The organism is Flavobacterium sp. U410 (assembly GCF_053570605.1).
Window position 1 is genome coordinate 77,362 of record NZ_JBSEFI010000015.1, and the last position, 22,679, is coordinate 100,040.

At 34.8% G+C, this 22,679-nt stretch carries 22 protein-coding genes; 4 read left to right on the forward strand and 18 right to left on the reverse strand.

Annotated elements, in window-relative coordinates:
• Positions 1–5: 5 nt before the first annotated feature.
• From ACUSJC_RS11035 to mraZ, 11 genes are read right to left on the reverse strand one after another with little or no spacing between them, the layout of a single operon-like run.
• Positions 6–731: a cell division protein FtsQ/DivIB gene (locus ACUSJC_RS11035; protein ID WP_449269618.1), complete on the reverse strand. Its 726-nt coding sequence runs from the start codon at positions 729–731 to the stop codon at positions 6–8.
• Positions 709–2,067 (reverse strand): UDP-N-acetylmuramate--L-alanine ligase, encoded by a 1,359-nt coding sequence (murC, locus tag ACUSJC_RS11040; protein WP_449269619.1) that lies wholly within the window; start codon positions 2,065–2,067, stop codon positions 709–711. The genes ACUSJC_RS11035 and murC overlap by 23 nt, the downstream gene beginning before the upstream one ends.
• A 43-nt stretch (positions 2,068–2,110) precedes the next feature.
• The gene (gene murG / locus ACUSJC_RS11045) at positions 2,111–3,229 is read right to left on the reverse strand and encodes an undecaprenyldiphospho-muramoylpentapeptide beta-N-acetylglucosaminyltransferase (protein WP_449269620.1); all 1,119 of its coding nucleotides are present in this window, start codon (positions 3,227–3,229) and stop codon (positions 2,111–2,113) included.
• 1 nt (position 3,230) lies between these two features.
• Entirely contained in the window at positions 3,231–4,505 is a 1,275-nt protein-coding gene (locus tag ACUSJC_RS11050) for an FtsW/RodA/SpoVE family cell cycle protein (protein WP_449269621.1), read from the reverse strand.
• A gap of 2 nt (positions 4,506–4,507) precedes the next feature.
• Positions 4,508–5,839 carry a UDP-N-acetylmuramoyl-L-alanine--D-glutamate ligase gene (gene murD / locus ACUSJC_RS11055; RefSeq protein ID WP_449269622.1) on the reverse strand — a complete coding sequence of 444 codons (1,332 nt, stop codon included), beginning with the start codon at positions 5,837–5,839 and terminating at the stop codon, positions 4,508–4,510.
• Position 5,840: 1 nt separating this feature from the next.
• Positions 5,841–7,058 (reverse strand): phospho-N-acetylmuramoyl-pentapeptide-transferase, encoded by a 1,218-nt coding sequence (gene mraY, locus ACUSJC_RS11060; protein WP_449269623.1) that lies wholly within the window; start codon positions 7,056–7,058, stop codon positions 5,841–5,843.
• A 12-nt stretch (positions 7,059–7,070) separates the two neighbouring features.
• Positions 7,071–8,531 carry a UDP-N-acetylmuramoyl-L-alanyl-D-glutamate--2,6-diaminopimelate ligase gene (locus tag ACUSJC_RS11065; protein ID WP_449269624.1) on the reverse strand — a complete coding sequence of 487 codons (1,461 nt, stop codon included), beginning with the start codon at positions 8,529–8,531 and terminating at the stop codon, positions 7,071–7,073.
• Positions 8,528–10,522: a penicillin-binding protein gene (locus ACUSJC_RS11070; protein WP_449269625.1), complete on the reverse strand. Its 1,995-nt coding sequence runs from the start codon at positions 10,520–10,522 to the stop codon at positions 8,528–8,530. The genes ACUSJC_RS11065 and ACUSJC_RS11070 overlap by 4 nt, the downstream gene beginning before the upstream one ends.
• Entirely contained in the window at positions 10,513–10,872 is a 360-nt protein-coding gene (locus ACUSJC_RS11075) for an FtsL-like putative cell division protein (RefSeq protein ID WP_449269626.1), read from the reverse strand. The genes ACUSJC_RS11070 and ACUSJC_RS11075 overlap by 10 nt, the downstream gene beginning before the upstream one ends.
• Position 10,873: 1 nt before the next feature.
• Positions 10,874–11,782, reverse strand: coding sequence for a 16S rRNA (cytosine(1402)-N(4))-methyltransferase RsmH (rsmH, locus tag ACUSJC_RS11080; protein ID WP_449269639.1), 909 nt, complete (start codon positions 11,780–11,782; stop codon positions 10,874–10,876).
• On the reverse strand, positions 11,757–12,227 hold the full coding sequence (mraZ, locus tag ACUSJC_RS11085; RefSeq protein WP_449269627.1) for a division/cell wall cluster transcriptional repressor MraZ: 471 nt from the start codon (positions 12,225–12,227) through the stop codon (positions 11,757–11,759). Before mraZ ends, rsmH begins: the two co-directional genes overlap by 26 nt.
• Positions 12,228–12,591: 364 nt before the next feature.
• On the opposite strand from mraZ, the gene ACUSJC_RS11090 reads away from it, so the two are divergent.
• Positions 12,592–13,347, forward strand: coding sequence for an alpha/beta fold hydrolase (locus ACUSJC_RS11090; RefSeq protein ID WP_449269628.1), 756 nt, complete (start codon positions 12,592–12,594; stop codon positions 13,345–13,347).
• 35 nt (positions 13,348–13,382) lie between these two features.
• Positions 13,383–14,006, forward strand: a complete 624-nt coding sequence (yihA, locus tag ACUSJC_RS11095) for a ribosome biogenesis GTP-binding protein YihA/YsxC (RefSeq protein WP_449269629.1) — start codon at positions 13,383–13,385, stop codon at positions 14,004–14,006.
• Here yihA and gldC read toward each other — a convergent pair whose 3' ends face one another.
• The gene (gene gldC, locus ACUSJC_RS11100) at positions 14,007–14,339 is read right to left on the reverse strand and encodes a gliding motility protein GldC (protein WP_449269630.1); all 333 of its coding nucleotides are present in this window, start codon (positions 14,337–14,339) and stop codon (positions 14,007–14,009) included.
• Positions 14,339–15,295 (reverse strand): gliding motility lipoprotein GldB, encoded by a 957-nt coding sequence (gene gldB, locus ACUSJC_RS11105; protein ID WP_449269631.1) that lies wholly within the window; start codon positions 15,293–15,295, stop codon positions 14,339–14,341. The genes gldC and gldB overlap by 1 nt, the downstream gene beginning before the upstream one ends.
• Positions 15,296–15,404: 109 nt before the next feature.
• Here gldB and nadE point away from each other — a divergent pair, with 109 nt between their 5' ends.
• Positions 15,405–16,211 carry an NAD(+) synthase gene (nadE, locus tag ACUSJC_RS11110; protein ID WP_449269632.1) on the forward strand — a complete coding sequence of 269 codons (807 nt, stop codon included), beginning with the start codon at positions 15,405–15,407 and terminating at the stop codon, positions 16,209–16,211.
• A gap of 85 nt (positions 16,212–16,296) precedes the next feature.
• Positions 16,297–16,926: a response regulator transcription factor gene (locus tag ACUSJC_RS11115; protein ID WP_449269633.1), complete on the forward strand. Its 630-nt coding sequence runs from the start codon at positions 16,297–16,299 to the stop codon at positions 16,924–16,926.
• Here ACUSJC_RS11115 and dnaG read toward each other — a convergent pair whose 3' ends face one another.
• The 5 genes from dnaG to ACUSJC_RS11140 all read right to left on the reverse strand — a co-directional run bounded on the left by dnaG (position 16,927) and on the right by ACUSJC_RS11140 (position 22,583).
• Entirely contained in the window at positions 16,927–18,909 is a 1,983-nt protein-coding gene (gene dnaG / locus ACUSJC_RS11120; protein ID WP_449269640.1) for a DNA primase, read from the reverse strand. It abuts the gene before it with no gap.
• 93 nt (positions 18,910–19,002) lie between these two features.
• A complete protein-coding gene (locus ACUSJC_RS11125; protein ID WP_449269634.1) occupies positions 19,003–20,103 on the reverse strand; it encodes a hypothetical protein in 1,101 nt (366 codons plus the stop codon).
• A gap of 70 nt (positions 20,104–20,173) precedes the next feature.
• The gene (locus ACUSJC_RS11130; protein WP_449269635.1) at positions 20,174–20,878 is read right to left on the reverse strand and encodes a hypothetical protein; all 705 of its coding nucleotides are present in this window, start codon (positions 20,876–20,878) and stop codon (positions 20,174–20,176) included.
• Entirely contained in the window at positions 20,865–21,434 is a 570-nt protein-coding gene (locus ACUSJC_RS11135; RefSeq protein ID WP_449269636.1) for an RNA polymerase sigma factor, read from the reverse strand. Before ACUSJC_RS11135 ends, ACUSJC_RS11130 begins: the two co-directional genes overlap by 14 nt.
• A gap of 168 nt (positions 21,435–21,602) precedes the next feature.
• Positions 21,603–22,583, reverse strand: coding sequence for a polyprenyl synthetase family protein (locus tag ACUSJC_RS11140; RefSeq protein ID WP_449269637.1), 981 nt, complete (start codon positions 22,581–22,583; stop codon positions 21,603–21,605).
• Positions 22,584–22,679: the final 96 nt, after the last annotated feature.

Here is a 22,679-nt window from a genome sequence, read left to right on the forward strand (position 1 = left end):
CAAATCTATTTCTTACAAACTACTTGTTGTGTAAACATTAAGTTTACTTCTTTATATTGCTTTATCAAAGTATCTTTCATCGCGTGATGAAAAAATGCTTTGTAATTCTTCAATTTTTTATCGATAAGCACAGGCTTACCGAAAACTATGGTATAATCATAGTTTCTACTTTCCATTAAAACGTTACCTGAAGGTAAAATTTTAATTCCGGTGATGTCTTTGCTCAAAAATTCATCATCGCTAATTTCGTTAAAGAGCGATATGTAATCGTTCTTATCTTTTTCAGCATAAGAACCTACTACAAGGGGAACTCTTGCAGAAAAATTTTCGGACAACGGCATCGTAGTGCCTTTTCTATCAACATAATACGAAGTATTTGCCGATATAAATCTTACAGTTGGGGACTTTTGTTTTATATGCGCATTTAGAGAACCATCTACTGTCGAAAAAACCTCTGCTTTTTCAATCATCCCGTGATCATCGAGAACAGTTTCTAAAGTATTCAAAGCTACCGCATCTTTTTGAATTGATAAAGACCCTCCCAAATTTTGTTTCAACAAGTTATTAACCATTTCGTGAGTTATGAACATATTCTCTTGTCCCTCATAAAATGTAATATTTACTTCTTTTATTAGCCGATTACCGTTTCTTTTAGATGAAAAAGAATATAAAAAGACCATTAAAAGAACGATAACAACCAAACGAATATTATGCCATTTGAGCCTTTTCATCCAATACTTTTTTTAAATCTTTTACCATTTCTCCGATGTCTCCGGCGCCTATAGTTATAAACACTTCTGCATCAGATTGTTGAAAAACACTAAATAATATTTCTTTTGACACCAACTTCTTATGGGTATTAGAAATTTTTTCTAACAACACCTCAGAAGTTATTCCTTCAATCGGCAATTCTCTCGCCGGATAAATATCTAAAAGAACTATTTCGTCAAATTTTGATAAGCTTTCGGCAAAACCGTCTATAAAATCTCTTGTTCTTGAAAACAGATGCGGTTGAAAAACGGCCAAAACTTTTTTCCCCGAATACAACTCACGAACCGCTTGATAAACGGCTTCAATTTCAGTTGGATGATGAGCATAATCATCGATATACACACATTTCTCGTTGCGCAACTGAAACGAAAATCGTCTTCTAACTCCCGGGAATGTTGCTAAAGCAGCTTTTATTTTTTCGTTAGAAACTCCATATTTATTAGCCATTGCCAATGCAATTACTGCATTTGACAAGTTATGTCTTCCTGGCAACCCGAATTTGACATCTTCAATCCATTCTGAAGGCGTTTGTACATTAAAATGATAGAAACCATCTATAATTCGGATATTTTTTACTTCGTAATTTGCCTGTTCCTCAATCCCGATAGTATTTCCAGTTAATTGCACTTTTAAGGGAACAAATAAATGATCAGCATCTACTTTATCGGCAAATAAACGGAATGATTCTTCTACCGAAGCTGCATTTCCATAAATATCCAAATGATCGGCATCCATTGACGTTACACAAGCTAAATTAGGATGCAAGTGTAAAAACGAACGATCAAACTCATCGGCTTCAACAACTGTAATGGTTTTTCCTGTTCCTATAAGATTGGAATCGTACCCTTCTACAATTCCGCCCAAAAACGCCGTAACATCTAAACCGCTTTGAAACAAAACATGTCCCAGTATACTTGATGTAGTTGTTTTTCCGTGTGTTCCGGCAACTGCAAAACAGAATGAACCATGAGTGATGATTCCTAAAACTTCTGCTCGTTTTTTAACTTCAAAACCATTCGTTAGAAAATAATTCCATTCGGAATGTTCTTTCGGAATTGCCGGTGTAATTACAATTAAGGTAGTTTCTTTATCTAAATATTTTTTATCGATTAAATTGACATTATCTTCAAAATGAATATCCATTCCCAAAGCTTCCAACTCATCGGTAAGTTGAGTATGCGTTTTATCGTATCCGGCAACATTTTTACCAACATGCATGAAGTATCTCGCTAAAGCACTCATGCCAATGCCTCCGATACCTATAAAATAAACGCTTTGTATTTGGTTAATATTCATTTTAATGCTTTGTTTTTCAATCTAATTACAACTTCTTGCTTTCCTAAATTTGATGTTCTTTTTTACTCCAATCGATCAAATTAACTATTTCATCTACAATTTGTTGCGTAGCATTCGGCAACGCTTTTTTATGTATTTTTTTACTCAGTTTTGCCTGCTTTTCGTCGTTAGAAATCAAGTCCGCAAAGGTACGTTTGAAATTCTCATTTAGCTCATTTTCTTTCAATAAAATTGCAGCTTTTTTTTCAGCTAAAGCTAGTGCATTCTTAGTTTGGTGATCCTCAGCTACATTAGGCGAAGGAATCAAAATTGTTGGTTTTCCAACGATACATAATTCCGAAATGGAAGAAGCACCTGAACGCGAAATAATAAAATCAGCAGTGGCGTAAGCCAAATCCATTCGGTCAATAAAAGCAAAAACATGAACATTTTCTCTTTCGTTAAAATGTTTATATTGATCATAGTACAACTTACCACATTGCCAAATCACCTGAATTCCTAACTGAAGTATAAAATCAAGTTCGCTTGCAATTAATTCGTTGATACGTTTAGCTCCTAAACTTCCGCCTAAAACTAATAGTGTACGTTTATCTGCATTTACTTCAAAATAGGTCAATCCTTCAATTCGTTTATCGTCAACAAAAATCAGATCCTGACGTACCGGATTTCCGGTTAATTTGATTTTATCTTTTGGAAAGAATTTTTCCATTCCTTCGTAAGCGACACAAATTGATTTTGCTTTATCGGCTAATAATTTATTGGTTATTCCCGGATAAGAATTTTGTTCTTGAATAACGGTCGGAATTCCAATCATGTTTGCCATTTTCATTACTGCTCCACTGGCAAAACCTCCGGTTCCTATAACTACATCGGGTTTAAATTTCTTTAAAATGCGATACGATTTCCATAAACTGGACAACAATTTGAAAGGAAATAATAGGTTTTGAAGCGTCAATTTTCTTTGAATTCCGGAAATCCAAAGTCCTTCAATAGCATAGCCTGCTTGCGGAACTTTTTGCATTTCCATTTTATCTTTGGCTCCAACAAATAAAAAATCAGCTTTGGGAAAACGAGTTTTTAATTCGTTTGCAATAGCAATTGCAGGATAAATATGTCCTCCTGTTCCACCTCCACTGATGATAAATTTTGGTTTTTGCTCCATACTACTGATTTAATATAGGTTCTAATGGATTCGTTTCTGATTCTTCGTTCGTTTCTTCTTCTATTTTTACTTCTCTATCTATAATGCGCTGTAGCGCTTCATCCCTTTTCTTGCGTTCTTCTTCATCTTGAGCTACTTCTTCTTCTTTTTTGGTCACACTTAATATTATGCCGATAGAAACACAGGTCATCCAAATTGATGTTCCTCCGGCACTGATCAATGGCAATGTTTGACCGGTTACCGGTAATAATTCTACCGCTACTGCCATATTCACTAAGGCTTGGAAAATAATCGGGAATCCTAGCCCGACAATTAACAGTTTTCCGAATAATGTAGTGGCTTTTTGCGCATTAATAATAAATCGAATAAAAAGCAGCATGTATAAAAAGACGATTCCCAAAGCTCCTATCAAACCATATTCTTCGACAATAATGGCAAAAATAAAATCGGAAGAAGATTGTGGTAAAAAGTTTTTTTGAACGCTTTTTCCCGGACCTAATCCGTAAATTTTACCAGAAGCTATGGCTATTTTTGCTTTTTCAATTTGGTAATCATCATCTTTTGAGTCTTCACTTTTATCTAAGAAACTATCTACACGACTAATCCAAGTATCCACACGGTTAGGCATCGCTCCCGGAAATGCTTTGGCTACCAAAATAAAAAACGTCAATGCAATTACTCCTGCTCCAATAATCAAAGCCAAATATTTCACCGGATAATATCCAATATAGACCAACATACATACCATGGAGAAAATTAGGGCTGTTGTTGAGAAATTGGCTGGCAAAACCAAAGCCAAAACACCAAAAACAGGTAACCAAAGTTCTAATAAGGATTCCTGAAATGTATATTGTTTATCGTCTACTTTTGCTAAATATCGGGCTACATACACCATTAATACAGTAAAGGCTAAGGTTGATGTCTGAAATCCGATGCCTACAAAAGGAATTTGAATCCACCGACTGGCATTGGCTCCGCCAATAGTTGTTCCTTGAAACAAAGTGTACACCAACAACACTATTACAAACGGAATACCTAAAATAGATATGGCTCTGAAATAATGATATGGTACTTTATGCACCCAATAAATCACAACAAAACCAATGAACAAATGCACCAAATGTTTGATTAAATACCCAATGGTTGACCCTTTTCCGATAACATAAACTAAATTGGTACTGGCACTGTAAACAGGCAAAAAGGATATGAGAGCCAATAGAAAAACTATTGCCCAAATCACTTTATCTCCTCTTAATCTGTTTACTAACTGTGTCATTTTTATAAATTATGTACGGCTTGTTTAAATTGACGACCTCTGTCTTCGTAACTTTCAAATAAATCAAAACTTGCACAAGCCGGTGACAACAAAACTGTATCGCCTTTTTCAGCCATTTTTTGTGCAATTTTTACTGCTTCACTCATTGACGTTGTTTCTATCATTACATCTACAACTCCGTTGAAAGCATTAATAATTTTTTGATTATCTACTCCAAGACAAACAATTCCTTTTACTTTTTCGCGCACCAAAGGCATTAATTCGTCATAATCATTTCCTTTATCCACACCACCTACAATCCAAACCGTTGGTGTATTCATACTATCTAAAGCATAAAAAACCGAATTAACATTCGTTGCTTTAGAATCATTAATATATTGCACGCCTTGAATTTTCAACACTTTTTCTAAACGATGCTCAACTCCTTGAAAATTAGTTAAACTTTCACGTATGGTTTGTTTTCTAACTTTCATCAACTGAGCTACAGCAGTTGCCGCCATAGCGTTTTTAACGTTGTGTTTTCCTTCTAATGATAATTCATTTATTGGCATGGTAAATAAATCGTTGTTTATGTTAATTTCTATATTGTTATCTTTTATACTTGCTCCGTTTTCAATCGTTTTGGTTAATGAAAACGGAATTAAATTTGCTTTAATTGAATGGTTTTCTAACCATTTTTGGATTTCAACATCATCGCTATCTACAATCAAATAATCGTCTGCTGTTTGATTCATCGTAATTCGAAACTTAGCTGCGATATACTGGTTGTAATCGTAATTGTATCGGTCTAAATGATCCGGACTCAGATTCGTTATGATTGCAATATGCGGTTTGTAATTGATAATGCCGTCTAACTGAAAACTGCTCAATTCCAACACATAGACTTCATGTCTATTTTCTGCAACTTGCCAAGCAAAACTTTTTCCGATGTTTCCTGCCAAGCCCACACTTAAACCTGCTTGTTTCAACAAATGATAGGTTAGAAGCGTCGTAGTTGTTTTCCCATTACTTCCTGTGATTCCTATAGTCAGCGCATCAGTAAACTGTATGGCAAACTCGATCTCTGAAATTACCGGAACACCTTTTTTCTTCAGCTTTTTTACAATCGGTGCTTTATCTGGAATCCCCGGGCTTTTCATCACTACATCGGCATTCAGAATCAATTCTTCGGTATGCTTTTCGTCTTCCCATTCTATCCCATTAAGCAAAAGAACTTCTCTATAATTATGTTTTATTTTCCCAAAATCGGAAAGAAAAACATCGTATCCTTTCTTTTTACCTAAGATTGCGGTTCCAACACCGCTTTCGCCTCCTCCTAATACAACTAATCTCATCTTATCTTAGTTTTAATGACACTAAAGCGAAAATGGCTAACAAGATTCCGACAATCCAGAATCGGGTTACAATCTTACTTTCGTGATATCCTTTTTTCTGGTAATGATGGTGTAACGGCGACATTAAGAAAATACGACGACCTTCGCCAAATTTCTTTTTGGTGTATTTAAAATAGCTGACTTGTAAGACTACCGACAAGTTTTCGGCTAAGAAAATCCCGCATAAAATTGGGATCATCAACTCTTTACGAATAGCAATTGCGATTACTGCAATAATTCCGCCAATAGTTAAACTCCCTGTATCGCCCATAAAAACGGTTGCCGGATAAGTGTTGTACCAAAGAAAACCAACCAATGCTCCAACAAAAGCGGCAATGTAAATGGTCATTTCACCCGAATTTGGGATATACATAATATTCAGATAATCTGAAAAGATGATATTTCCGGAAAGGAAGGTAAAAATCCCCAAGGTGAGTACCGAAATAGCTGAAGTTCCGGCTGCTAAACCATCGATTCCGTCGGTTAAATTAGCACCATTTGAAACCGCAGTAATAATGAAAATCACTACCGGGATAAATATTAACCAAGCCCACTTTTCGTATCCTTCGCCCATAAACGAAAGCACTTTAGCATAATCAAATTCATTATTTTTAAGGAACGGAATTGTGGTTGCTGTTGATTTTTCCTGTAACACGGTCGTATTTACACTTTCCGTTTTTACTCGAGTCCCCATAGTATCTTTTCTCACGGTTACTGCCGGATGAAAGTATAATACAGAACCAACGATTAAACCTAAACCAACCTGACCAATAACTTTAAACCGCCCTTTTAATCCTTCTTTATCTTTTTTGAAGATTTTAATATAGTCGTCGATGAATCCGATAGTTCCCATCCATAAAGTAGTCACGACTAACAGAACAATGTAAATATTTTCTAATCGGGCAAATAAAAACACCGGAACCAAAGTTGCCAAAATGATGATAATTCCACCCATTGTTGGCGTTCCTGCTTTTTGCATTTGGCCTTCTAAACCTAACTCCCGAACCGTTTCACCCACTTGTTGATTTCTCAAAAAGTTGATGATTTTCTTTCCGTAAATAGTAGCTATCGCTAACGACAAAATAAAAGCCATTGCCGAACGGAACGTGATGTATTGAAACACTCCAGCTCCCGGAAAATCTAAAGTTTTATCTAAATATTGAAATAAATAATATAGCATCGTCAGTTAGTTTTAGCTTAGTTGGTTTAAAAATTCTTTTACCACTTTCATATCGTCAAAATCATGACGAACTCCTTTAATTTCCTGATAGGTTTCGTGACCTTTTCCGGCAATTAATATAATATCTCTTGGCTGCGCCATTTGGCACGCTGTTTTTATCGCTTGTTTTCTATCTAAAATAGATAGTGTTTTTTTGAAATTTTGAGGTTCTACCCCTTTTTCCATTTCGTCAATGATCGTTTGCGGATCTTCTGAACGTGGATTATCTGAGGTAAAAATCACTTTATTGCTTAGCTCAGAAGCTATTTGTGCCATTTCGGGACGTTTTGTTTTATCGCGATCGCCTCCACAGCCCACAACAGTTATCAAAGTTTCATTTTTAGTTCTGATTTCGTTGATGGTTTTCAATACGTTTTCCAACGCATCCGGCGTGTGTGCATAATCTACGACTGCTGTAATTCCATTGGCAGAAACAAAATATTGAAATCTTCCCGAAACACTTTCCAATTCGGAAAGCAAACGTAGCACTTCGTTACTTTCTAAACCTAATTCAACACCAGTTGCGTAAATAGCCAACAAATTATAAGCGTTGAAAGCTCCGATCAATTTGGTCCAAACTTCATGGTTATTCACTTTCAACAACAAACCACTGAATTGATTTTCTAAAATTTGCGCTTTATAATCCGCATACGATTTAATAGCATACGTCACTTTCTTCGCTACCGTATTTTGTACCATTACCGTTCCGTTTTTATCATCTACATTAGTGATTGCAAAAGCTGTTTTTGGCAAATGATCGAAAAATGATTTTTTTACATCTCGGTATTCGGCGAAAGTTTTATGATAATCTAAATGATCGTGCGTCAAATTGGTAAAAATTCCTCCTGCAAAATGAAGTCCTTCTGTTCTTTTTTGATGAATTCCGTGTGAACTCACTTCCATGAAACAAAATTCACAACCCGCAGCAGTCATTTCGTTCAAATAATAATTGATCGTCAACGAATCAGGCGTAGTGTGCGTCGCTTTGAATTCGATTTCGTCTACCAAAATTTTAACCGTAGAAAGCAAACCTACTTTGTAACCTGCACGTTTAAACATTTGGTACAACAAAGAAGCAACGGTTGTTTTTCCATTGGTTCCGGTTACGCCAACCAACTTAATCTGTGCCGATGGATTATCGTAATAATTTGCTGCCATGAAAGCCAAAGCCTCATGTGTATTTTGCACCTGAATATACGTGACACCGTTTACAATTCGCTCCGGAAATTCTTCACAGATCACAGCAACTGCACCTTGATTTACAGCAGTATCAATAAATTGATGTCCGTCGGCAACGACACCACGTATCGCTACAAAAGCATCATTCAACTGAACTTTTCTAGAATCGAATTCAATTTTATCAATAGCCACATCAGTCGTTCCTTTTACGGCTTCGATATGAACTTTATATAATATGTCTTTTAATGATTTCACGATAATTCTAAAATAATAGTTGCATTTTTATTGATTTTTTCGCCCGCTTTAACCGATTGGTTTTTAACTTTTCCAATGCCTTTAATTTCAACATGTAATCCTAAATTTTCCAAAAGCGCCACAGCATCCATTGCTTGCATTCCCTTTACATTAGGCACTTTATTGGTTTCGTCCTGAACCTTTTTGTAATAAGAAGCATATTGTTTTTCAACTGAATTGATCTTCTCATTAATATCTTTAATATGATTTGTTGGTGGCGAATCGGTATAAATTTTCTGTGCAATTCTTTTGAAAACCGGTCCGGCCACATCGGCACCATAATATCCTGCTGCAACGTTGGGTTTATGAACAACTACAATACAAGAATATTTGGGATCATTTGCCGGAAAATATCCTGCAAAAGAAGACACATAATGTAATTTTGACTTGTCACGGTAATTTGCCTGAGCTGTTCCTGTTTTACCAGCCATTGAAAAATCTTTCGAATACAATCTTGAACCCGTTCCGCGTTTTACTACATTTTCTAAAACGGTACGAACTTTTTTCAAAGCTTCATCAGATGCTATTTTCGGGTTGATCACTTCCGGTTCAAATTTTTCTATGGTTTTATTCCACTCTTTAATTTCTTTTACAAAGAGTGGTTTTACCATTACACCATCATTTGCAACTGCATTGTACAAGGTCAAGGTTTGCAAAGGAGTCATAGCGATATTATAACCAAATGCCATCCATGGCAAAGTGGTACCACTCCAACTTTTTGTACCCGGTTGCGGAATAATTGGCTTCCCTTCTCCTACTAATTGCAATCCCAAAGGTTTGTTTAATCCGTAACTATTAATTCTATCTATAAATTCTTTTGGATTGTCTTTGTAATTATCATAAACCGCCTGTACTAATACTGTATTAGACGACAATTCAAATCCTTTAGCTAAAGAAATTTTTCCGTAGCCTCCTTTTTTAGAATCGCGCACTTTTCTTTTGTAATATTCCACTACACCATCGTGCGTATCAAATACTTTACTGGTATCAATTTTATGATCGTCAAGCAGAGCGATTAAATCAAACAATTTGAATGTAGAACCCGGTTCATGCGATTCGGCCACGGCATAATTTTGAGATTCATAATAACTTCCGTCAGAAGCTCTTCCCAAATTTGAAATGGCTTTAATTTCGCCGGTTTTGGTTTCCATCACCACTACACAACCATGATCTGCCTGATAATGCTCCAATTGTTTTAACAAAGCATGATGTGCAATATCCTGAATATACACATCAATTGTAGAGACAATATCAAAACCGTCTTGCGGATCTAATTCGTTATTATCACTAATTGGTTTCCACTGACTTTTAGCTATCTTTTGCATCATACGATGCCCGTTTTTACCGTTGATATATTTACGGAAAGCATATTCTAATCCTTTTCCGTTAGGCGAACCATCTGCATTTGCTCTTTCGTAACCGATAGTTCTTTGTGCCACTAGACCAATAGGGTGTTCGCGAACCGTTTTTTGCTCAATAATAATTCCTCCTTTATAAGCCCCTTTATTGAAAAGCGGAAAACTTTTTATCCGCATATATTCGGTATAACTCAATTTTCGAGCAATTAGGAAATAGCGGTTTTTATTGGCTCTCGCTTTTTGCAATTGTGCCTGATAATAGCCTGGCGTATTGCCAAACATTACCGAAAGTGAATCACTTAAAGGTTTGATTAGATTGGTGAAATTTTCTTGAGAAGGCGACAAAGCATCAAAGCGAACGGTATACTCAGGAATTGAAGTTGCTAAAAGACTACCATCAGCCGAATACACGTTTCCTTTATTGGCAGGAATAGTAAAGTTTTTAACCGTACGTTCTTTGGCTAGTTTTCGGTAATATTCACCTTCAACCCACTGTATATTATTCAACTTGACCAAAACCAAAATAGCTATCACGAAGATTGTGAAAGCTACTCCATACATTCTATAGTTTGTATTTTTGGGTTTTACTGCCATAATTTGAATCGGTCAAAAAAACTTTTTTCTTCTTTTTTACTTTGCTTAACTATTATTTTTGTCGGTGGCACATTGGCCGGATAAATTTCTCTTTCTTCCATTTTTTTCGCTACTGTCGATTCCATTTTTAATTTCATCAACTCGGAGCGTTTATCTACAAATTCCGAACGCAACTCTTTTACCCTATTGGTCAATTCGGTTATTTTATAGTTTTTAGCATCATATCTATGGTTGTTTGCGATAGCCATCATGGCTAAAAAAACCAGAAATACTATAAATTTCCAGTTCTTCAACGCATCATCACTAACCAGAAACTTTGCTTTTAATAAACTATAAATACCGTTTTTCATTTTATATTTTTTCAGCTACTCTCAACTTAGCACTTCTTGCTCTGTTGTTTTGAGCAATTTCTTCTTCTGTTGGCACAATCAAACGCTCAATACTTTTAAAAGGAACTTCAAAATTTCCAAAAAAATCACGTTCAGGTTCCCCTTCAAACATTCCGTTTCTCATGAAGCGTTTTACCAAACGATCTTCTAACGAATGATATGAAATAACACTTAAGCGTCCGCTGGGATTCAATAATTCCAACGACTGCTCTAAGAATTCTTTCAAGACTTGAATTTCCTGATTGACTTCAATTCGGATAGCTTGATAGATTTGTGCTAATATTTTATTGCTTTTGTGCGCCGGCAAAAACTTGGACAACACTTGCTTTAATTGTTCGGTGTTACGGATTTGTTTGTCCTTTCTTGCCAAAACAATCACATTTGCCATTGCTCCGCCGTTTTTCAATTCACCATATTGAACAAAAACACGTTTCAAATCTTGTTCGTCATATTCATTTACTACGTGAAACGCACTCAAATCGCCTTTTTGATTCATTCGCATATCTAATTCTGCATCAAAACGCGTTGAAAAACCTCTTTCCGCCACATCAAATTGATGAGAAGAAACCCCCAAATCAGCTAAAATTCCGTCCACTTTTTTTATTCCATGAAAACGCAAGAACCTTTTTATATTTCTAAAATTCTCATTAATCAATACAAAACGGTCATCGTCAATTGCATTTCGCAATGCATCTTCATCCTGATCAAAAGCAAACAATTTTCCGCCTTCTCCCAAACGAGACATAATTTCTCTCGAATGCCCGCCGCCACCGAAAGTCACATCTACGTAAATTCCATCTGGCTTAATATTTAAACCATCAACCGTTTCTTTTAATAAAACCGGATTATGATATTCCATCTTCATCAAAATTAAAATTACCCATTACCTCTTCTGCTAAATCCGAGAAATCCTGAGCCGAATCATCAATTGCATTTTCATACAATTCTTTATCCCAAATCTCTACAATGGAAACCGCAGAAGAAAGCACCACCTCTTTGTCAATTTTTGCAAAAACCACTAAATCTTTCGGAATCAATAAGCGCCCGGTCGAATCAATTTCTATCACCTTTACTCCAGCAGTAAAGCGACGGATAAAATCGTTATTCTTTTTCACAAAGCGATTCAGCTTGTTGATTTCAGCCATCATTTTATTCCACTCGTCCATTGGATACAACTCCAAACAAGGCTGAAAAACAGAACGTTTCAACACAAAAGTCGCCTCAGATTCTCCAAATTGCTTCTTTAAAGCAACCGGAATCATTAGCCTACCTTTGGCGTCAACTTTACATTCATATGTTCCAATTAGCGGATTCAAAATTGATTTTTGCGTTAGTTTTATACAAAAGTAGAAAAAAATCACCACTTTTTACCACAAATTACCACTTTGTTGATAAGTTTTTACCCTTTCGCAATCAAATACTTAAGCTCTTATTTCGGCCAACACTAGCTAACATCACACTTCTAACTGATTTTATAACTTTAATTTAACACTAATCCTCTTCTCTTTTTTAACATTTAAACCGATAATATCACACTAAAATCCATTGAATTTTAAGCATATAGCCCTTACAAAAACAGCTTTTAAGCCTTTGAAAATCCCCTTTGCTTTTTTACTTTTAATTACAGCATAAAGTCTTATATTTGTCAAAATTTCATGTTTCTAAATTGAAATTGATACTATGCTTATAAAAGACAAGAAATATTCATATTTTGAAGCCGGAGAAGGCACCCCAATTATCGTTTTGCACGGCCTCATGGGAGGTTTAAGTAATTTTGATGGTGTTGCTACTTTTTTTCCAAAAAACGGCTACAAGGTGGTCATTCCTGAACTTCCATTATACACTCAAAGTATTTTAAAAACCAATGTTAAGGCTTTTGCTAAGTTTGTAAAAGACTTTATTGTTTTTAAAGGTTACGAAAAAGTGATTCTATTAGGAAATTCCCTTGGCGGACATATTGCACTTTATTTAACCAATATGCATCCGGAGTTAGTCAAAGGATTAGTTATTACCGGAAGTTCCGGTTTGTATGAAAGCGGGATGGGAGAAAGCTATCCGAAACGCGGCAATTATGAATACATCAAACAAAAGAGTGAAGATGTGTTTTATGACCCAAAAGTGGCTACCAAAGAAATTGTTGACGAAGTTTTTGCAACGGTAAATGATCGTATGAAGCTTTTAAAAACCTTAACAATTGCCAAAAGTGCTATTCGTCATAACATGGCTAAAGACTTACCTAAAATGACTACTCCGACTTGTATTATTTGGGGTAAAAACGACAAAGTAACACCACCAGATGTTGCTGAAGAATTCAACCAATTGTTACCTAATTCAGAATTGTTCTGGATCGACAAATGCGGTCACGCTGCCATGATGGAACACCCTGACGAGTTCAACAATTTATTATTTGGTTGGTTACAAAAAAACAAAATATAACATATCCCCGCAAGGGGATTATTTTTCTATACAAGATGAAGATTACCAGTGCCGAATTTATTATAAGTAACTCAGATGCTAAAAAATGCCCCAATGAACCTATTCCTGAATACGCTTTTATTGGCCGCTCAAACGTTGGCAAAAGTTCACTTATTAATATGCTAACCGGGCAAAAAAATTTAGCAAAAACTTCATCAAAACCCGGAAAAACACAATTAATTAATCATTTTAAGATCAACCACAATTGGTTCTTAGTAGACTTACCAGGGTATGGATATGCCAAAGTTTCGAGATCCACTAAAGCTACTTTTCAAAAATTTATTACGGAATATTTCGAAACCAGAGAGCAATTGGTTTGCGGTTTTGTCTTGATTGACATTCGTCTAGAAGCACAAAAAATTGACTTGGAATTTATCAATTATTTGGGAGAATTAGGAATTCCTTTTTGCATTATTTTCACCAAAGCTGATAAAATAGGAAAGGTAAAAGCGCAACAAAATGTGGCTGCTTATCGCAAAAAAGTATTAGCTAACGGTTGGGAAGAAATGCCTCAATATTTTATCACCTCTTCACTTGATTCTTCAGGAAAAGAAGAATTGCTTCAATTTATTGATCAAGTGAATCAAGACGTTTTCGGAAGCAATTCTCCTTTATTATAATTATGCTTTTAAATCTAGTTTTTCAGCGAAGTAATCACAAAAATCACGCATAGTTGCACTCATCTTTTCATCGGTTGTAGCGCGTTCAAACGTATCAGCCATTGCCACTAATGTTTGGTGGAAAAACTGTTTCATTTCGTCAACCGGCATATCTTTGGTCCACAAATCGATACGAAGTGTTTCTTTTTGTTTACTATCCCAAATAGAAAGCAACATTGCTTTAGCGTCAGCTTGATCAACACCGCCATCTTTTGCAGTCCATCTTAATTTTTCCGGAATCTGATTTTCGTCTAGTTCAACTGAGATTTTTATATCTGATCTTTTGTTTGTCATTATTTTGCAGGTTTATATTTGGAGCGTTCAAAAATTGTTTTGGCATCCATTGCCAACATATCTTGCAAAGATACGTTATTATTTCCCATATAACTTCTCACAATTTGCCAACCTATCCATTGTCCGGTTCTTCCTGGCGACTCGTTATCAATATCTAAATAAAATTTAGAAAATGGCGCTTCTGAGATAAAACGGAATTCGTTCTTTTGGTTGGTATCAAACAATAAATTATTTTCGATAAAATAACTCCACATTTGCGCTTCATTTTCTTTACACCATGCTACTTGTTCTTTAGTATATCCTATTTTTGCTTCGTCAGCCACCTTTGGTAATAAAGCATCTTCCATATAATATAGTTTACCAAAATAGATCATGCTCGACAAAAGTGTTCTATCGGATGGAACCGGAACTTTTTGCTGCGCAAAACTAAACGCCAGATCAGGAAGAATTTGATCTTCATTGAATCGGACTCTTTGATATTCCGGAAAATCAACATAAAATCTGTGATTTGCTCCCAGATAACAATCTAACGAAACCAACGCCAAAGTATCAGCATAAACTGCTTTTGCATCGGTGTCTACTTCACTTATTAGAGTAATTACTCTTGGTGTTTTGTATTTCGGATAATAATATTGGACACGAGCAAAAAAATCTTTCAACTCTTCGTTCACTTCTCCTAAATCAGCATATTTTTTTTGAACTTCAGCGTATAACTCTTTCAGCAACGGATCGCTTAATTTGTTAGTCCAAACCGTATCTTCATTTCCCGGCGGGAAGAAAAAAGGATATTGTGCTTTAATTTTTGCTAAATCTTCAGGTTTTGATTGGTAAAAAATTTGATCAAATCGTTCTATTTTAAATTCAACAGGTATTACTGCAACTTCCTGATCTACTTTACTTTCTTCTTTACAAGAGAACAAGAGTAAAAACAAGGAAAAAACAAACAGTTTCTTCATGATAGTTATAAGTTTATTAAAATTTTTGAATTAGTATAGAAATCTTCTACTTTTATACTACTAAAAAACAACGACAAATATACAGTTATCGTACATAAAAAATAAAAAAATGAGTGTCTCAAAAAATTTCAATGCAGAAAAGATAAACGAACATATTGTAAAATGGCTTTCTGATTATGCTACAAATGCTAAAGCAAAAGGATTTGTAGTTGGAATTTCCGGCGGAATTGATAGTGCTTTAACTTCTAGTTTATGTGCCCAAACCGGTTTACCTACTTTATGTGTGGAAATGCCTATTCACCAACATCAAAGTCATGTGAACCGAGCTATTGAGCATATTGATCAATTAAAAAAGAGGTTTTCTAACGTTTCCAGTATTAAAACGGATTTGACTCCAGTTTTTGATGCTTTTGCTAACGAAGTTGAACAAAACGACGAACGTAAAACACTTGATATTACATTAGCCAATACACGTGCTCGATTAAGAATGACTACTTTATATTATCATGCAGGAATTAAAGGGTTACTAGTTGCTGGAACCGGAAACAAAGTGGAAGATTTTGGCGTAGGCTTTTATACTAAATACGGCGATGGTGGAGTTGATTTAAGTCCAATTGCTGATTTAGTAAAAAGCGAAGTAAGAGCATTGGCTCATTTCTTAAATGTTCCTGACAGTATTTTAAACGCAAAGCCTTCTGATGGTTTATATGAAAATGATTTATCGGATGAAGATCAGATTGGCGCCAGTTATGATGAACTGGAATGGGCTATGGAACAAGGGGAACAAGGAAAGTCCGCAAACGATTTCAATGGGCGTTTAGCTGATGTTTTTGCTATTTACAAAAGACTAAACACTATGAATCAACATAAGATGATTCCTATCCCAATTTGTCAAATTCCGAAAAATTTGAAATAATAACCATTTAATTTATAAGAATTTACATTTTATTTCTTATCTTTGCACCACTACTATTTACTATTATTAACCAAATTATTAAAAAATGATTAGAGTTTGTACTGCAGACAATCAACCTATTGTTCGTTATGGACTAAAAACGTATTTCAAAGAAAATGCGGATATCGAGGTTGTAGCTCAAGCATCTGATTTAGATGAACTAGTGAGCATTTTAGAAGACAAAAAGATTGATGTTATCTTATTAGACATCGAACTTAATGGTATCACGAGTATTCGCGACATTAAAGCTTTATTAAAAGAGTATCCCGGATCAAGAATCGTTCTTTACACTAGCGTTTCTGAGAAAATGTATGCTCCTACTGCTGTTAAAGCTGGTGTTTCTGCTTATGTTTCTAAAAACATTTCTCTAAAAGAACTTGAAAACATCCTTTACAAAGTAAAATCTGGAGAGGTAATTGTTAGCGAAGACGTTAAAAAGAAAATCGAAGTTTTAAGCAAAGGCAAAAAAGGTGATCGTTTGTTCAAAAAATTATCAGCTAGAGAAGTTGAAGTTTTACGTTATTTAAATGACGGTAAGAAAAACAAAGAAATCGCTGAGATCTTAGGCTTAGACGAAAAAACAATCAGTACTTACAAATTGCGTTTATTGGCGAAGTTGAATGTAACCAACTTAGTTGATTTATTAAACAAAGCTAAGACTTTAGACGTAATTTAATTAACTGTAGCGACTCATTACCCGACCTAGCTTTTTAGCAAAAACGTTAGTGAGTCCTAAGTAATCCATAACCAAAGACAATGTTTCGACATTGTCTTTGTCATTTTCATGACCTATGGATTGCTTTAAATCTTCTACAATACTATTTACCCAATACCAGCGCAACGACAAGATAGTCTCGGTTACGTATTGTCCAATTCCTTTATCTTTTTGTTTTACGTAAATTTGTTTCACTTCCCAGTTGTGCAATACTTCTCGTTCTTCATTCATCAAAATAGACGTTACTTCTCCTGCTATTTCCGGAGCCAATTGCATTAGGTATTGTTCCGTTTGAAAATGTTCCGTTTGATTGTAATAATTAATCAAATCAGTATAAATTGCTCTGAAAACAGGATTTGCTAACTCAATTTCGTCTTCTTGCAAACTCATATAAACACGTTGGTATACTTTATATACTCTATTTTCTTTTACTTCTACAAATTCGCCTTCTTCATTAGTCTTCAAAAAAACATCTTCAAAAGTTTCTTCTGTATTTCCGTAAAGCAATAGAATTTCAATTATTTTTTGTTCCAAAATATATTGGATATCGACTTTTGTTTGCTGCTGAAAGTTTTCATTCCTTACAACCTCAAAAGCTTTCTCTTTTTGCTCTGCATTAAACTTTTTACTGGCATCACTAATTTCTTTCTTGTCAATTTGTGCCAATGTATTAAACAACACATCTTCAGAAATATCCATAATTCTGGAACATTCCTGAATATACACTTCTCTCTTAATTCTATCGGAAATTTTAGAAATACTTACCACCATATCCCTAATTAAATCGGCTTTTTTAATTGGGTCATTATTGGCTTCTTTCATCAAAAGCGAAGCCTTGAATTGGATAAAATCTTTAGCGTTATTTTCTAAATACAACACCAATTCATCATACGGTGTTTTTTTAGCAAAACTATCCGGATCTTCACCGTCCGGGAAAGCACATACACGAACGTTCATACCAGCTTCCAAAATCAAATCGATACCACGAACAGAAGCTCTCAAACCGGCTGCATCTCCATCAAAAAGAACCGTCATGTTTTTGGTTAACCTTTTTACCAAATTAATTTGGTCAGGAGTTAAAGCCGTACCCGAAGAAGCTACCACATTTTCAATTCCCGCTTGGTTGAACTGAATTACATCGGTATATCCTTCTACCAAATAACAATTATCTTGTTTCGCAATAGCTTGTTTCGCATGATAAATTCCGTATAAAACCTTACTCTTGTGGTAAATCTCGCTTTCCGGTGAGTTCAGATATTTAGCTGCTTTTTTATCATTGGTCAAAATTCGCCCACCAAAACCAAGCACACGTCCACTCATACTTTGTATCGGAAACATCACTCGCCCTTTAAATCGGTCAAACTGCTTGTCTTCCTTTACAATTGTCAAACCGGTTTTATCTAAAAACTCGAGTTGATATCCTTTAGCCAACGCTTCTTTGGTAAAAGCATCCCAAACATCAGGCGAATATCCTAAATTGAATTTTTGGATGATTTCGTTCGTAAATCCACGTTCTTTAAAATAAGTTAAACCAATTGCTTTTCCTTCTTCCGTATTTTGAAGAACATCTTGAAAATATTGGCTCGCAAATTCGGAAACCAAATACATACTTTCTTTTTCATTGGCAACAGCTGCATCTTCTGAAGTTTGAACGGTTTCTTCGATTTCGATATTGTATTTTTTTGCCAAATATCGAATGGCTTCGGGGTAACTGAAATGTTCGTGTTCCATTAAAAAAGTCACCACATTTCCTCCTTTTCCCGAACTAAAATCTTTCCAAATCTGTTTTACCGGAGATACCATAAACGAAGGTGATTTTTCATTCACAAACGGACTCAATCCTTTTAAATTGCTCCCAGCTCGTTTCAATTGAACAAAATCGCCAATTACTTCCTCTACTCGGGCAGTTTCAAAAACGTTGTCTATGGTGTTTTGCGTAATCAAATCGGATTTTTTTAGAAGCTCAAAGATACGAAGTTCCATAAAAAAACCTGCAAGATTTTATCCTTGCAGGTTTTTATAAACTCAACCCAAATATTAATTGAAATCAAATCGAACACCTAAAGAGATATTGTTTTGATCTACCGCATTGTTTTTAAATAGTGGATTAATATCGTATTTAGCATACAAAGTGATTTCTCCATAACCGATATAAGCACTTAATCCGTAATTAAAATCCGAAACATTGAAGTCGCCTTTCTGTTTGTTTTTAACTTTTTGATCGTCTTCTTCGTATTTTAAGATTTGTTTTGACTTTACACGAACGCCTGCATAACCTCCAATTCCTAAACGGAATGATTCATGTGTTCTAAAATAACTTTCTCCGTCTTTATTGGTTTTTTTCGGTGTAAAATCGAATTCTAAATGAACCGGAGCGGTTAAATACACATTTCTTAATCTTGACTCGTCAAAATCTACAGCTCCTGCTTGCAATTCGGTTACCTCTCCGTTTTTTACAAAATAACGATTATCTGTTGGGCGTAAATTGTTATACATTACTGATAAACCGTATTTGGCATGTAATAAATTATGATCTTTAAGAATTCGTGAATTTAAGGTCAAACCCCATTCGTAAAAATGCGAACCCCAAACCCTGAAATCAGAATCATTTAAGCTTTCCCCTTTGGTAATTACATTATTCAAACCCGCTGCAAAAACAAATTGTGTAGTTGTTCTTTTTTCAGATTTTGGTTTACGCTCCTTGTTTGACTTATCTGCTTTTGCATGATAACTAATAACAAGACGCCCTTTTTTCAGTTCTATTGTGTCTTGATCTACTGTATTCTCTTTAATTTTTCCATCTACTTTATCTTGAACCAATTGCGAAAGCTTTGATTCTTCAGCAGCAACTTTAGTCTCAATATTTTGCGCACGTTCTTTTGCAATTTCTAATTTCAACTTTTCTCCGTCTTCTTTGGAGATTTTTCCGTCTTCAATTTGCTTGTCAATAGCAGCAACTTCTTCTTTTAATGCCTTTTTTTCTTCTGCTGTAATGGTTTGAATATTATTAGCAATTTCTTTAGCTTGTAATTCAAAACTTTTCTTTGATTCCACTTTAAGCGAATCGGTTTCCTGAGCACTTAACTTTCCTATTGCTGAAAGCAACACAACTAATGTGTATAAAATAATTTTTTGCATAACTGTCCGTTTTTTGATTTTTCCGCCATGCTATAAGCATTTTGGATTGATGATTATTAAAATTTGATGATTATTCCTGGTAATTTCTACTAGCCAATGCTGACTTTACTTTGCTATAATTTCGTTGCAATTTATCTAATGTATTTTCTCTGTATTCTACTTTTATATCTTCTTCTGCTGCTGTTAAAAGTTCATCCGGATTCACTTTTAAGCTGCTTTTAATTCTTGTTTTTTGCGTTTCGCTTTTCCCGGTATATTTTTGATCTACAGAGGCTAGCAACTCTTCTGGCGTTACATATTGATACTTATTTTCCTCAACTTGTGCTTCTTTATCCAGATTAGACAACTGCTGTTTATCCGTTAATTGAATTATATTTTTTTTCTCAATCTCTTTATTCTTTTCTCCTAAAACAACTTGTCTTCCACTCTTTTTCTCTGTCTTATTTTGAAAAGCAATTTCAGATGATTGATCTACTCTTTGCATTACTTTCTGATTCTTTTCAGTATCAATATCTCTTTGCTGATTTTCCTCAGAATTTACCATTTTTTGTTTCGGAATAATGATTGAGTTTGTATCGTTTCTCATATTCCAAAATCCAATTCCCAGCACTAAAAACAAAGAAGCCGCAATATATAACCAAAGATTATTCTTCTTTTTAGGTTGTTCCTGAGCGGTTAGCATGGCATCCAGTCTATCCCAGGCAGCAACTGAAGGTTGAATTTCCCTTTTTGCTAACTTTTCCTTTGCAATCTGTTCAAATTTATTCGGTTCCATTTTCATTAGCTTTTAATTGGTTAATTTGGTTTTGCAGTAATTTGCGAGCATGTGCCAATTGCGATTTTGATGTTCCCTCGCTTATGTTTAACATTTGGGCAATTTCCTGATGTTTATATCCTTCTATTCCGTAAAGATTAAAAACCGTTCGGCAACCATCGGGCAAATTATCTATCAACAACTGGATGTCGTCAACCGAAAAATCTTGTGATTCTAAACTAGCTTCTTGTTCGTTAGAAATTATTTCTGTAACATCATCATGTGAAATAAAATTTTTCTTCACTCTTAGAAAATCGATGCATTCATGAACCATAATTCGTCTAATCCATCCTTCAAAACTTCCTTTATTTTCGTATCGGCTTAAATTAGTAAACACTTTCATGAAAGCAGTAATCATTACATCTTCGGCATGGTGTAGATCTTTAATGTATTGACGACACACACTCAACATCTTTTTCGAATATTTGTCATACAACAAACGCTGTGCCTGTCTATTGTTTGCAATAGCCTGCTGAATGATTTTGTTTTCGTCTCTATGTAAGTTGATTACTTTCATTTTCAAAATTCAATATCAAGTTCAAAATTCAATATCAAAAACAAGTCCAATTTAAAATTTAAATCCAAGTTGAATTTGATTTTTGCTCTTGTAATTGTTATTAAACCGCTTTCTATTAGTATAGACGAGATGGGTTATAAAATGGTTGTATGAAGTTTGAAAAAAAAATTATTTTTTTCGTTCAATAACATAATTCACCATCAAAGTAAGTGAATCTTTGTAGGGAGATGAAGGGAAATCTTGTATTAAAGCCAATGCTTCTTGTTGAAAAGCAATCATTTTTTCTTCGGCATAGGTTAATCCACCTTGTTTTTTCACAAAGTCGATCACTTCTTTCACTCGTTTTTTGTCTTTATTATGGTTTTTAACGGAATTAATCAACCATGATTTTTCTTTTTCAGACGAATTATTTAGTGCATAAATTAACGGCAACGTCATTTTTTGTTCTTTGATATCAATTCCGGTTGGTTTACCAATAGCATCATCAGTATAATCAAACAAATCGTCTTTAATTTGGAAAGCCATCCCTATTAATTCTCCGAATTTGCGCATTTTTTCGATCACTTCTGTATTTTCAGCATCTACAGAACAAGCACCAAGCGCACAACAAGCAGCAATTAAAGTGGCGGTTTTTTGACGAATGATTTCGTAGTATACATATTCCGTAATGTCTAATCGGCGTGCTTTTTCAATTTGCAACAATTCGCCTTCGCTCATTTCGCGAACCGCTAATGAAATAATGCGTAATAAATCGAAATCACCATTGTCTATGGAAAGCAATAATCCTTTGGACAACAAATAATCACCTACTAAAACCGCAATTTTATTTTTCCAAAGTGCGTTGATTGAGAAAAAACCTCTGCGTTTATTACTATCGTCCACCACATCATCATGAACTAATGTTGCTGTGTGAATCAATTCGATCACTGAAGCACCACGATAAGTTCTTTCGTTAATTGTTCCTCCGGAAACCATTTTTGCCGTTAAGAAAACAAACATCGGACGCATTTGCTTTCCTTTTCGGTTGACAATGTAATAGGTAATTCTATTGAGCAGCGCCACTTTTGAAGACATCGATTCTAGAAACTTCTTTTCGAAAAGTTCCATCTCAGTGGCTATAGGTTGTTTTATCTGCTCTACTATTTTCATTTAGGATTCAAAAATAAACAAAACTAACTTCATAAAAAAAGGATTTAGATTAGTTTTATAACTATTTCTAAATCCTTTCCTTTTAATCTTAAAAGA

What these genes read in the sequence shown, in the direction of transcription:
- ACUSJC_RS11035 (WP_449269618.1), bottom strand. Translation starts at nt 731, where the DNA reads ATGAAAAGGCTCAAATGGCATAATATTCGTTTGGTTGTTATCGTTCTT.
- murC (WP_449269619.1), bottom strand. Translation starts at nt 2,067, where the DNA reads ATGAATATTAACCAAATACAAAGCGTTTATTTTATAGGTATCGGAGGC.
- murG (WP_449269620.1), bottom strand. Translation starts at nt 3,229, where the DNA reads ATGGAGCAAAAACCAAAATTTATCATCAGTGGAGGTGGAACAGGAGGA.
- ACUSJC_RS11050 (WP_449269621.1), bottom strand. Translation starts at nt 4,505, where the DNA reads ATGACACAGTTAGTAAACAGATTAAGAGGAGATAAAGTGATTTGGGCA.
- murD (WP_449269622.1), bottom strand. Translation starts at nt 5,839, where the DNA reads ATGAGATTAGTTGTATTAGGAGGAGGCGAAAGCGGTGTTGGAACCGCA.
- mraY (WP_449269623.1), bottom strand. Translation starts at nt 7,058, where the DNA reads ATGCTATATTATTTATTTCAATATTTAGATAAAACTTTAGATTTTCCG.
- ACUSJC_RS11070 (WP_449269625.1), bottom strand. Translation starts at nt 10,522, where the DNA reads ATGGCAGTAAAACCCAAAAATACAAACTATAGAATGTATGGAGTAGCT.
- ACUSJC_RS11075 (WP_449269626.1), bottom strand. Translation starts at nt 10,872, where the DNA reads ATGAAAAACGGTATTTATAGTTTATTAAAAGCAAAGTTTCTGGTTAGT.
- ACUSJC_RS11090 (WP_449269628.1), top strand. Translation starts at nt 12,592, where the DNA reads ATGCTTATAAAAGACAAGAAATATTCATATTTTGAAGCCGGAGAAGGC.
- yihA (WP_449269629.1), top strand. Translation starts at nt 13,383, where the DNA reads ATGAAGATTACCAGTGCCGAATTTATTATAAGTAACTCAGATGCTAAA.
- gldC (WP_449269630.1), bottom strand. Translation starts at nt 14,339, where the DNA reads ATGACAAACAAAAGATCAGATATAAAAATCTCAGTTGAACTAGACGAA.
- gldB (WP_449269631.1), bottom strand. Translation starts at nt 15,295, where the DNA reads ATGAAGAAACTGTTTGTTTTTTCCTTGTTTTTACTCTTGTTCTCTTGT.
- nadE (WP_449269632.1), top strand. Translation starts at nt 15,405, where the DNA reads ATGAGTGTCTCAAAAAATTTCAATGCAGAAAAGATAAACGAACATATT.
- ACUSJC_RS11115 (WP_449269633.1), top strand. Translation starts at nt 16,297, where the DNA reads ATGATTAGAGTTTGTACTGCAGACAATCAACCTATTGTTCGTTATGGA.
- ACUSJC_RS11125 (WP_449269634.1), bottom strand. Translation starts at nt 20,103, where the DNA reads ATGCAAAAAATTATTTTATACACATTAGTTGTGTTGCTTTCAGCAATA.
- ACUSJC_RS11130 (WP_449269635.1), bottom strand. Translation starts at nt 20,878, where the DNA reads ATGGAACCGAATAAATTTGAACAGATTGCAAAGGAAAAGTTAGCAAAA.
- ACUSJC_RS11135 (WP_449269636.1), bottom strand. Translation starts at nt 21,434, where the DNA reads ATGAAAGTAATCAACTTACATAGAGACGAAAACAAAATCATTCAGCAG.
- ACUSJC_RS11140 (WP_449269637.1), bottom strand. Translation starts at nt 22,583, where the DNA reads ATGAAAATAGTAGAGCAGATAAAACAACCTATAGCCACTGAGATGGAA.